The sequence below is a fragment of the Endozoicomonas sp. Z74 genome (assembly GCF_057680865.1).
Genome location: NZ_JBLYZI010000155.1, coordinates 1 through 9,565, shown reverse-complemented (window position 1 = coordinate 9,565; position 9,565 = coordinate 1). Strand labels below are relative to the sequence as shown.

At 53.6% G+C, this 9,565-nt stretch carries 9 protein-coding genes; all 9 read left to right on the top strand.

Annotation, left to right across the window (positions count from 1 at the left end; genetic code table 11):
- The first annotated feature begins 1,309 nt into the window (after positions 1–1,309).
- Entirely contained in the window at positions 1,310–2,674 is a 1,365-nt protein-coding gene (locus ACNRUY_RS24915; RefSeq protein WP_488114374.1) for an ethanolamine ammonia-lyase subunit EutB, read from the top strand.
- 12 nt (positions 2,675–2,686) lie between these two features.
- Positions 2,687–3,583, top strand: coding sequence for an ethanolamine ammonia-lyase subunit EutC (gene eutC / locus ACNRUY_RS24910; protein ID WP_488114373.1), 897 nt, complete (start codon positions 2,687–2,689; stop codon positions 3,581–3,583).
- A gap of 36 nt (positions 3,584–3,619) precedes the next feature.
- A complete protein-coding gene (eutL, locus tag ACNRUY_RS24905; RefSeq protein ID WP_488114372.1) occupies positions 3,620–4,273 on the top strand; it encodes an ethanolamine utilization microcompartment protein EutL in 654 nt (217 codons plus the stop codon).
- Positions 4,274–4,302: 29 nt separating this feature from the next.
- Positions 4,303–4,899, top strand: a complete 597-nt coding sequence (locus ACNRUY_RS24900; protein ID WP_488114371.1) for a BMC domain-containing protein — start codon at positions 4,303–4,305, stop codon at positions 4,897–4,899.
- A 1-nt stretch (position 4,900) separates the two neighbouring features.
- Positions 4,901–6,364 (top strand): acetaldehyde dehydrogenase (acetylating), encoded by a 1,464-nt coding sequence (locus ACNRUY_RS24895; protein ID WP_488114370.1) that lies wholly within the window; start codon positions 4,901–4,903, stop codon positions 6,362–6,364.
- Between the two features lie 90 nt (positions 6,365–6,454).
- Positions 6,455–6,742 carry a BMC domain-containing protein gene (locus ACNRUY_RS24890; RefSeq protein WP_488114369.1) on the top strand — a complete coding sequence of 96 codons (288 nt, stop codon included), beginning with the start codon at positions 6,455–6,457 and terminating at the stop codon, positions 6,740–6,742.
- 132 nt (positions 6,743–6,874) lie between these two features.
- Positions 6,875–7,546: a phosphate propanoyltransferase gene (pduL, locus tag ACNRUY_RS24885; RefSeq protein WP_488114368.1), complete on the top strand. Its 672-nt coding sequence runs from the start codon at positions 6,875–6,877 to the stop codon at positions 7,544–7,546.
- Positions 7,547–7,577: 31 nt separating this feature from the next.
- Positions 7,578–8,453 carry an ethanolamine utilization protein EutJ gene (eutJ, locus tag ACNRUY_RS24880; protein WP_488114367.1) on the top strand — a complete coding sequence of 292 codons (876 nt, stop codon included), beginning with the start codon at positions 7,578–7,580 and terminating at the stop codon, positions 8,451–8,453.
- Positions 8,450–9,205, top strand: a complete 756-nt coding sequence (locus ACNRUY_RS24875) for a hypothetical protein (protein WP_488114366.1) — start codon at positions 8,450–8,452, stop codon at positions 9,203–9,205. The genes eutJ and ACNRUY_RS24875 overlap by 4 nt, the downstream gene beginning before the upstream one ends.
- Positions 9,206–9,565 lie beyond the last annotated feature (360 nt).

Below are 9,565 nucleotides of genomic sequence, written 5' to 3'. Positions count from 1 at the left end.
AACCTTCTCAAGCTTGATACTTCAGTGAAGGCTGGTATCAAGAACAAACGTAAAACCTGTGGCTGGGATGAAGACTATATGATGAAAGTGCTTGGGCTGATTGATTCTTGATCATGTTTTTGCCCTGCTCTTCATCGTCCTTGGGAACGGAGCGGCTTCTGGTGATCCAGATTCTTTTATCTTCCCGGGATATGTGGCGAACGACCATAAGTTGCTCCCCTGATTCCTCAACATCAACCTTTTTGCTGCCAACGATCACTTCAGTTTTTGTATTAACTGCACTGGGAATGGAGCCTAATACAAGCTTAAGTTTTGGCCGAGAAGGTCGTCTTTTTCCTGCATGTTCAGCTGCCTGGGCCGGATACTCGGTTTTTGAACCTGATTCTTCGTCACTGAACCCGGAGCTGATTTGCTCTTCTTGGGAGGAGCTGTCGCTTGCCTCTTCATTCAGGCTTTCCTCACCGGAACTGGAAAAAATACTTTCTTCGTTACTGTCATCCCCTGGCTCAAAAAAAATGCCGTCATCACTGTCGTCAAAACTGTCTGAAAGGAAAGCTGTTTGTGGGTTATGAGTGTCGCAGAGGCCTTCTTCTGAACTTTCTTCAGAGTCTGTTTCGCCCCAGAATATCGAGCTTTTATGGGGGTCAGGGCTCTGACTGGATTGGCTGGATAAAATATCACTGCTAATACCTGAGGACTGGGAGTCCGAATCATTGAACCACTCGGGTTCAGAAGATGGTTTGGAAGCAGGATTTAGCTGTTTTACCAAGTGCTCTTTCAAGGTTTTTCCTTGAGTATGACGGCTGGTTGGTTCCTCAGGGGAGGACAGGTTGGAAGCATCGGTTTTTTTCCCTTTTCGCGTCGCAAAGACGCCCTCTTCACCGCTTTTCTCTGTTTCTTTTGGTCTGGACACTATGTCATCAGCAGAAGATTTTGGGGGGATTCTGTCCATGAGTGTTTGCCTGAGAAGAGGTACCTATGGTCAATTTTCGGCAAATACTGCTGAATATAAAGTCAACGACTCCCGAGATATTGGCCATGGTTGTAGAGTGTGGTTGCCACCTGGCTTCTGAAGGAATTTGACCCAGATCAGTTTTTAACAGGAGTAATCGCTTCTTCTGAGCATGGAAGTTTGATCCTGATCATAAGAGCACTTTTTCACTGATAAAAGCCGGTTTTGGCCGGTTTTTTTATTGATATGAGTCAAGTTTTATTGAGCCCTGGCCGCTGACGCATATCAAACCGGGGAGCCGTCCTCTTCTGTAGCCTTGTTTTCGCTCACTTTTTCCAACTCGAGGCAAGGCTCCTCATGCTTCTTAAAACCAAGTTGTTTGGAAAGGTTTATCGCTTTTCCAGCATCAAAGAAGTACTCGCCAAGGCCAACGAAAAGCGTTCTGGCGACGTACTGGCGGGCATAGCCGCCGAATCAATTACCGAAATGGTGGCGGCCAAGGACATTCTGTCCCGAATGCTGCTTTCTGATCTCCGGAATAACCCGGTCGTACCTTATGAAGATGATGAGGTCACCCGGATTATCCAGGACGATGTCAACGAAAAAATTTACGACGAGATTAAAAACTGGACCGTAAGCGAGCTGCGTGAGTGGCTGCTGTCTTATGAGGTTCAAAGTGCCGAGATCCGTCGCATCAGCCGTGGCCTCACTTCCGAGATGATTGCCGCAGTGGCCAAGCTGATGACCAACGCTGACCTCATCTACGTTGCCAGCAAAATTGAAGTGCTGGCTACCTGCAATACCACCATTGGCCGTCGTGGCACACTGGCTGCACGTCTGCAGCCTAACCACACTACCGACGACGTGGACGGTATCCGTATTTCAACGCTGGAAGGACTGTCCTACGGGATTGGTGACGCAGTCATCGGTCTCAACCCTGTAGACGACACTACAGACAGTATTTACCGCTGTCTGCACCAGTTTGAAGAGATCAAGCAGAAGTTTGAGATCCCTACCCAGAACTGCGTCCTGGCCCATGTGCTGTCCCAGATGGAAGCGGTGGAACGGGGTGCTCCGGCGGACATGATTTTCCAGTCCATTGCCGGTTCCCAGAAAGGCAACGAGGCTTTTGGCTTTAATGCCGGTAACCTGGCCGATGCCCATGACATGATGCTGAAGCAGGGAACCTGCACCGGCCCTAATGTCATGTACTTCGAAACCGGTCAGGGATCTGAACTGTCTTCCGACGCTCACCACGGTGCCGACCAGGTGACCATGGAAGCCCGCTGCTACGGCTTTGCCCGTCGCTACAAGCCTTTCCTGGTTAACACCGTTGTCGGCTTTATCGGACCTGAATACCTGTACGACGGAAAACAGGTGATTCGTGCCGGCCTGGAAGATCATTTCATGGGTAAGTTGCATGGTCTGCCCATGGGGGTTGATGTCTGCTACACCAACCACATGAAGACCGACCAGAACGACAACGAATCCCTGATGACCCTGCTGACCGCTGCAGGCTGTACCTATTTCATGGGTATTCCCGCCGGTGATGACATCATGCTGATGTATCAGACCAGTGGTTACCACGATGTAGCCACCATGCGTGAGCTATTCAACAAGCGCCCGATTCCGGAATTTGAAGCCTGGTGTGAGCGCATGGGCATTATGGAAAACGGCCGCCTGACGCCAAAAGCGGGCGATGCCTCGATTTTCCTGAAGTAATGAGGGCTCACCATGATTTCTGAAAACGATTTAAAAGACCTGATCGGCAAAGTCCTCAAGGAAATCGACCTTAATGAGGGGGATAAGGAGGCGGTAACCCGCTCCGTTGCCAGCGAGGTTGTCAACAACACCGATGATGTCGCAGACAGTGATCTTAACGACATCACCGCGGTTGAAATGTCCGACTTCTTTGCAGTGGATAACGCTGAAAACGAAGCCGAATACATGAAGCTGAAGGCCAAAACCCCTGCCCGTCTGGGCATTGGCAAGGCCGGTCCCCGTTACAAGACCGAAACCATGCTGCGGTTCCGGGCTGACCATGCCGTGGCGATTGACTCTGTGTTCAACGAAGTCCCCCAGGACTTTGTGGATGAGATGAAGCTGTTGGCGGTGACTTCCTGCTGTGAAGACAAGGATATGTACGTCACCCGTCCGGACCTGGGTCGTATGATCTGTGAAGAAGACGCTGCCCGGATCCAGTCTGAGTGCCGTAAAGGTGCGGATGTCCAGATTGTGATAGCCGACGGTCTCTCTTCCAGTGCGATCTACGCCAACCTGAAGAACATTCTGCCTGCCCTGAAGCAGGGCCTGGAAGGCTATGGCCTGAGCGTAGGCGACACGGTGTTCATCAAGTTTGGCCGTGTGGGGGCTATGGATCACCTGACGGAACTGACCAGCAGTAAAGTCACCGTCATGCTGGTGGGTGAACGCCCGGGACTGGCCACAGGAGAGTCCATGGGTGCCTACATCACTTATGAAGGCAAGGTGGGGATGCCGGAAGCCGGTCGTACCGTAATCTCCAATATTCACCGTCGCGGAACACCTGCTGCTGAAGCCGGTGCGCACATTGCCAACATCGTCAAAAAGATGTTCGAGCAGAAATGCAGTGGCGTGGGCTTCCGTTTCTGATGGCTGGCGCAGCCTATAAAAGACAGGAGATGAATAATGAAAGGTGATCGTCTGGGCGCCAGCGTACTGGCGGTAAAAATGATCCCCAATGTGGATGCCAAAATGGCAGAGAAGCTGGGCATGCCCAAAGGCTACAAGAGCCTGGGCATTCTGACAGCGGACTGTGATGACGTGACCTACTGTGCACTGGATGAGGCCTGCAAAAATGCCGAAGTTCAGGTGTGCATGGGCAAGAGCTTCTATGGTGGTGCGGACAATGCCAACACCAGCCTGGCCGGTGAGGTCATTGGTATGCTGGCCGGTCCAAGCCCTGCAGAAGTTCGCAGTGGTTTGAACGTCGCTATCGACTTCATAGAAAACGAATACTCTTTCTACAGTGCCAACGAGGAAGACAGCGTCGCCTACTATGCCCAGTGCATTTCCCGTACGGGTCCTTTCCTGGCCGACATGGCAGGCATCAAGGAAGGCGAAGCCCTGGCTTATGTGATCGCTCCTCCCCTGGAGTCCATGTACGCCCTGGATGCGGCCATGAAAGCGGCGGATGTCACCCTGTGCGAACTGTTTGAGCCTCCTTCAGAAACGAACTTTGGTGGTGCCTTGCTGACCGGCAGCCAGTCTGCCTGTAAAGCCGCCTGCGATGCTTTTGCCGATGCGGTGAAATTTGTCGCGGCCAACCCCAAGCAATTCTGATCTGACCGGATGAAGGGGAGTATCAGGCAATGAACAGACAAGAGGCAGCAGGCTTTATTGAAACCTATGGCTACCTCCCGGCGGTGGAAGCGGCAGATGTCTGCCTGAAAACCGCCAATGTCAGTCTGGCCTCAAAGCAGAACTCCGGTGGTGGCCTGATCACCATCGTTATCCGGGGTGATGTGGGCGCGGTGAAGGCTGCCGTTGAGGCGGGCACTATGGCGGCAGATCGACTGGGTAAGGTGGTTTCTACCCATGTCATTGCCCGCCCGGCCCAGGAGCTTGATGCTCTGCTGGCTGGAGTTGCTGCCGGTGAGGATGCTGGCGCACAGGGGGCAGACACTCAGCCAGAGTCCACTGTTGAAAAGCGTGTTGAATCGCTTGTTGAACAGCCTTCCCAGCAGGAGCTGCCGGTTGAGAAGGCCAGTGAGCCAGAACAGGCAATCGCTGTCCCTGAGCCTTCTGCACTGCCCACAGCAGAAGAACTCAAGGCTCACAGAACCGTCGATTTGAGAAATATGGCCCGCCAGCTCCCCGGTTTCGGGATGAGCAAGCAGCAGATCAAGTTCGCCAAAAAGGCGGAGCTGATCAAGGCCATGATCGAATATCACCAGAGGGTGAAGTAAATTGGAACTTCTTGATAAAGACCTTGTTTCCATCCAGGAAGTCAGAAACCTGATTCGCCGGGCGAAAGAGGCCCAGCGGGTACTGGCGGGATACAGCCAGGCTCAGGTGGATGCCCTGGTGGAAGCCATGGCACGCACCGGCGAGGCCAATGCCAGCCGACTGGCAGAGATGGCAGTTGAAGAAACCGGCTTTGGCAAGGTGCAGGACAAAATCACCAAGAACCTGCTGGCCAGCAAGCATCTGGCAGCGTCGGTTCGCGACCTGAAAACCATTGGCATCATCGCAGAAGACAGTGCGAAAAAGATGCAGGAAGTGGCGGTACCTTATGGTGTAGTGGCCGGTCTGGTGCCGTCTACGAATCCAACGTCAACGGCCATCTATAAATCCATCATTGCCATCAAGGCCGGTAATGCGGTGGTTGTCAGCCCACACCCGTCAGCGCTGAAGTGCATCACTGAAACGGTCCGCCTGCTCAGGGAAACCCTGCAAAGCCTGGGGGCTCCCGCTGACCTGATTACGGTCATGAGCAAGCCGACCCTGCAGGGCACCAGTGAGCTGATGAAAAACCCGGAGACCGGCATCATCCTGGCCACGGGCGGTTCTGCCATGGTCAAGGCCGCATACAGTTCCGGTAACCCTGCTCTGGGCGTAGGTCCTGGCAATGTCCCTGCCTTTATTGAGCGGACTGCGGACATCAAAAAGGCAGTGTCTTACGTCCTGATGAGCAAGACCTTCGATAACGGAACGGTCTGTGCCTCTGAGCAGCATGTGGTGACTGAACATGTGATTGCCGATCAGGTGAAAGCCGAAATGATCGCCCAGGGAAGTTACTTCCTGAATGAAGCGGAAACCGCCCGGGTCGAGAAAGTGATTATTGGCCCAAGAGGCACCCTGAACGCGAAGATCGTGGGTAAGCCGGCGGTTGAGATTGCCCGGATGGCGGGGCTGGAAGTACCGGCTACTACCCGGGTGCTGGTGGCAGAACAGGGCCGTGAGTGCGTTGGCAAGAAGCATCCCTTCTCCTGGGAAAAACTCTCTCCCCTGCTGGGCTTTTACCGGACAGCGGATGCCCATGAGGCCTGCGAGCTTTGTCTGGAGTTGCTGAACTATGAAGGCGCCGGACACTCTCTGGCCATTCATACCCAGAACGATGAGCTGGTTCGCGAGTTTGCTTTGCAGAAGCCGGTGTCCCGGTTGGTGGTCAACACGCCGTCCACGCACGGAGCGGTGGGTGCAACCACTGGATTGCCCCCGGCGTTCACTCTGGGCTGCGGTGGTGTAGGTGGCTCTGCTACCTCCGACAATGTCACGCCACTGCACCTGTTTAACAAACGCTATGTGGCCTATGGCATCTGTGAACCACAGGCGTCAGCTAATGAAACGGCTCAGGCTGCCCCGGTGGTCTCTGAGCTGGATATTGAAGCAATCACCCGGCTGGTGATTGAACGACTGAAAGCACTTTGAGTGCTTCAGTCTTAAACCTCTTAACCACTGATTAACACATTAAAAACGTTTCCCCCGGACACCGGGGGGACACGATGGGAGTAAGAAACAATGGCTATCTCTAACGCTCTGGGAATGGTTGAAACCAAAGGTCTGGTTGGCGCAGTTGAAGCCGCAGACGCCATGGTCAAGGCCGCCAACGTAACTCTGGTGGGCAAAGAACAGATCGGCAGTGGCCTGGTGACCATCATGGTTCGTGGCGATGTTGGTGCTGTCAAAGCTGCCACTGATGCTGGTGCCGCCGCCGCTGAGCGTGTTGGTGAACTGGTTTCCGTACACGTGATTCCACGTCCTCACAGTGAAGTAGAAGTGATTCTGCCCCAGGCCAAAGCGGAGTAATTCCCGTTTTACGGATGAATAAAAAGCCGGGTTGTCCCGGCTTTTTTGACGAACTTTCAGCGTCCGGTGTGAGTGGCATTCCCCGCTCATGGCTGTTTGGGATAGTTGATCAATCCTGTGTGAGGTTAGGGTGTGAACACCAATGGTGGAATCCGCGTGAATGAAGATGTCCTGAAGCGGATTATTGATCAGGTCATTGTAGAGTGTGCTGCGGCAACACTGGCCGACAGCGGTAAAGAAATTCCCATAGAGGCCTCCGCCCGTCATGTGCATCTGTGCCAGCGGGATGTCGAAGCCCTGTTTGGTCCGGGTCATCAATTGACGCCCAAAAGAGAGCTTTCTCAGCCAGGGCAGTACCTGTGTGAAGAGCGGGTAACGGTGATCGGTCCGAAAGGCACCTTTGAAAAAGTCGCGGTGCTGGGGCCAGCCCGTCCGGAAAGCCAGGTGGAAATCTCCAGAACCGATGCCCGTCAGCTGGGCGTAAAGGCTCCTCTGAAAGAGTCCGGAGACATTGCCGGCAGCCCCGGTATTTTCCTGCACTCCGGGAAAGGCATGGTTCAGCTTGAGCGGGGCGTGATTATTGCCCGCAACCATATCCACATGACCCGCAGTGATGCCACCAGGCTGGGAGTGCAGGACAAGCAGGAAGTGGATGTTCATGTGGAAACCGATCGTCCGGTGACGTTCCATAAGGTGCTGGTGCGGGTAAAAGACAGCTTTTCCCTGGCCATGCACATCGATTTTGACGAGGCCAATGCCGTTGGTCTTCCCGCGAATGCCGTGGGTGAATTGATTACCCGCTGATCACTTCCAGGAACCTGTGGGACTTACGACCATGACTGAATTCAATACAGAACGGATCAGCGGCCTGATTCAGGCGGTAGAACATAGCCTGATTCATACCGGCAAGGTCAGTGATCCCGGGAAACTGGTGGTCGGTGTTGACCTTGGTACCGCCTATATTGTTCTGGTGGTTCTGGATCAGGACGGTCAGCCGGTGGCCACGGAAATGCAGTTTGCCCAGGTATTGAAAGATGGCCTGGTGGTGGACTATGTGGGTGCCCTCAACATTGTCAGAAGTCTCAGGGAAAAGCTTGAAGACCGCCTGCAGGTCAGCCTGGAAAAGGCGGCCATTGCCATGCCTTCCAACACACCGGAGTCCGTCTGCAAAACCCACCGGTATGTGGTGGAGGGCGCCGGGATGGAAGTGGTGAATATGCTGGATGAACCCACCGCGGCCAACCGGGTGCTGGGGATTCGCAACGGGGCGGTGGTGGATATTGGTGGTGGCACCACCGGATTGTCGATTTTCAGGGACGGTGAAGTGATTTATACCGCCGACGAAGCCACGGGTGGTACTCATCTTACCCTGGTGCTGGCAGGGCACTTCAAATCCAGCTTTGAAGAAGCGGAAGCGCACAAGAAAGAGGCGGCCAACCATCGTGATGTGGTGGCTATTGTCCGGCCGGTGATTGAAAAAATGGGTTCCATTGTCCGTGACCATATTCAGGGTTACGACGTAAACGACATCTATCTGGTAGGGGGAACCACCTGCCTGCCGGAATTTGAACAGATTGTGGAAAAACAGACCGGCATTCCCACCCATAAACCCGGCAATCCTTTTCTTGTCACGCCTCTGGGCATTGCCATCAGCGCTATGGAAGCCATTAGTGAACAAGTGGGCACTGAATGTAAGGAGAACGTGTCATGAATACTGAGGCCCTGGTGGAACAGATTGCCAGGCGGGTGATGGAGCAGCTGCTGGCTCATCAGAGCGGTCAGCAGGCAGCCATTAAGACCGAATCGGTTCTGGTGGTGGGTGAGTGCAGTGATCGCCAACAGTTGCAGCAGAAGATGGGTGATGGTTTCTCTTTCACCTACACAGCCGACAGTGCGGATGGGGAGAAGGTGGATCCGGCCGGTTTCGACCATATCCTCCTGGCAAGCCTGCCCAACAGCCTGCTATCGGCCCTGGCCATCGGTCTGGAAAGAGGCACTGAAGGTTGTGTGATGGTGGAGTCCCTGCTGGCGGGCAGAACAGTTCATATTCTGGAAGAAGGGATTGTTTATCGCCGCTACCGGAAAACCGCCAAGCCTGCTTTTTATCAGGTCTTCCAGCAGAAAGAGGAGACCCTGTGCTCCTTTGGCATGGAGGTAGTGGCGCTGGACAACCTGGCCCGCGTGATGTCGGGTGAACGACAGCCGGAAAGCCCCTCTCCAGAGAAGACTTCCGTCAACGAGGTGGTTTATCAGGTGGGAGCGCCTTTCGGGAAAGGAACTCCGAATAAGCCTGAAAATAAAGGCGCTTTCATCCTGGACCAGCGAGTGGTTGGGGAAAAAGACCTGCGGGCCTGCTATGAACAGGGCTATCGGAGGATCCAGTTGTCAGATCGAGCCCTGGTGACGCCCCTGGCAAAAGACTTCGTTCGTATGAAAGAGGATCTGGAGCTGACAGCCGGTTGAATGACTTTTGGCTCATTGTGAATAGACCGGAGGCTCCAAGGCTTCCGGTTTACTGGTTTCAACCGGTTCTCCTTCTCCAGGCCTCCACCATGGAAGACAGTGATTATTCGAAGTCATGGCAATATCGACCCACATTTCAATAATTCTAAGTTCCCGCTCTGATGCCTGGCTGTCGGTATGAAAGAGAGCAAACAGTATCGGAATAACACTGCTTCTGAAAAGAGGGTCATCAGCTGCATTAGTTCAGATCTGATCTGACAATTCCCTCTTCAAAAAAGGGAAGGGTTACCGATTTAGATAGAGGGTGAAATCACTGAAATCTAAATCGTAAAAAGGTAACCCTTATGATTCATACTAATC